Below are 1324 nucleotides of genomic sequence, written 5' to 3'. Positions count from 1 at the left end.
TCGGCAGCGTCAGATTGTATAAGAGACAGACGTCCATGTGCCGGATGATTCACGGCGGCGGGCGCTCAGGGAACCTGAATCGCTCGTGAATGGAGGCCGGGCGATGACCCTCATCGAGCCCATCATCCTGTTCGGAGGCGCGGTGGGAGCCGTGGTCGGCGCCTACATCGGCGCGACGCTCGGCTTCGCCTCGGGCCTGCTCTGGGGAATCGGCGGGCTGGTGGGAGGAATCCTCCTGGGAGGAATCCTCGGCCCCATTGCCCTCGTGCTGCTGCTGCTGCTCCTGGCGATACCCATGCACGGGCTGCACCGGCTGCGCGAGCGCCGGGCCGCCCGCCGCGCGAACTAGCCGGGGCGGCTCCAGACCTTCGGCCAGTCATCGAAGTCGCTGACGGCGTCGCCGTCGATGAGGAGCGAGTACATGGGCTCCTCGGGGAAGTCGTTCAAGCGGATGGTCAGCGTGTGCCCCTCCACCTGCGTGCGAAACGGGTGCTCGGGGTCACTCGCCTTGGACCAGCTCAGCTTCCGGGTCATCAGCTCGTCGGCGGTCATAGTTTGGCTTGAGGATTTCCGAGGATGTGCTGGTTGACGGTCTGGTTGGTCCGGTTCGAGCTGTCGATGAGCGACTTGTAGATGTCGTCGCCCTCCAGCCCCTTGCCCTTCGCCTGCTTCACCAGCTGGTCGAAGTTCGGACCGTGGATGCTACCGTACTTGAAGAAGTCACGGGCGCGCAGCATCGCGACTTCCAGCGGGCTGCTCATCATCTTCCGGGCTTCCATGCGGGCGTCGTGGCGGATCTTCACCGCCCTCCGGGCCTGCTCCTCCAGGGGAACGCCCTCGGCCTGCCACTTCTTCTGAAGCTCGGGGATGGTCCCCACCTTGTCCAGGTACCACTTGCGGATGTCCGCGTTGGTCTTCGGCTTCGAGGACCCGCTCGCGTCCGGGCCCCTCACCCGCTCGGTGTCCGCGTTGGACGGCCGGCGCGGGCGCACCCGGGAAGCGCCGGTGTCGAAGGCGTCATCGCGCCGGATGGAGGACGACTGGGACGGGGAGTCCGTGCGCGCGGGCCGCGACGGAGAGTCCGTACGCGCGGGCCGCGAGGGGGACTCCGTGCGCGCGGGCCGCGAGGAGGAAGAAGGCGTGTTCTTCGGCGGGGACTTCGGCGGAGCGACTTCGCTTCGGGAGGACGAGAAGTTCGGCTTCCGGGGGATCTTCATGGGGGCCTTCGCGCGGGGGTACGGAAGTTTGTGCGACGTCCGAATTATCGGACAAGCCACGAAAGAGTTGCGTCCCTTCCCTTACACCACCCCACTTTCCGCCCCGC

Annotated in this window: 3 protein-coding genes; 1 reads left to right on the top strand and 2 read right to left on the bottom strand. The window is 66.8% G+C overall.

Annotation, left to right across the window (positions count from 1 at the left end):
- The first annotated feature begins 103 nt into the window (after positions 1-103).
- Positions 104-349 carry a hypothetical protein gene (locus HG543_RS53660; protein WP_169352676.1) on the top strand — a complete coding sequence of 82 codons (246 nt, stop codon included), beginning with the start codon at positions 104-106 and terminating at the stop codon, positions 347-349.
- Here the strand turns inward: HG543_RS53660 and HG543_RS53655 are convergent.
- Positions 346-552 (bottom strand): hypothetical protein, encoded by a 207-nt coding sequence (locus HG543_RS53655; protein ID WP_169352675.1) that lies wholly within the window; start codon positions 550-552, stop codon positions 346-348. The genes HG543_RS53660 and HG543_RS53655 overlap by 4 nt on opposite strands.
- Positions 549-1217 carry a hypothetical protein gene (locus tag HG543_RS53650; protein WP_169352674.1) on the bottom strand — a complete coding sequence of 223 codons (669 nt, stop codon included), beginning with the start codon at positions 1215-1217 and terminating at the stop codon, positions 549-551. Before HG543_RS53650 ends, HG543_RS53655 begins: the two co-directional genes overlap by 4 nt.
- Positions 1218-1324: the final 107 nt, after the last annotated feature.

Source organism: Pyxidicoccus fallax (assembly GCF_012933655.1).
GTDB classification, from domain to species: domain Bacteria; phylum Myxococcota; class Myxococcia; order Myxococcales; family Myxococcaceae; genus Myxococcus; species Myxococcus fallax.
This window is presented reverse-complemented; position numbering and strand designations above follow the sequence as displayed.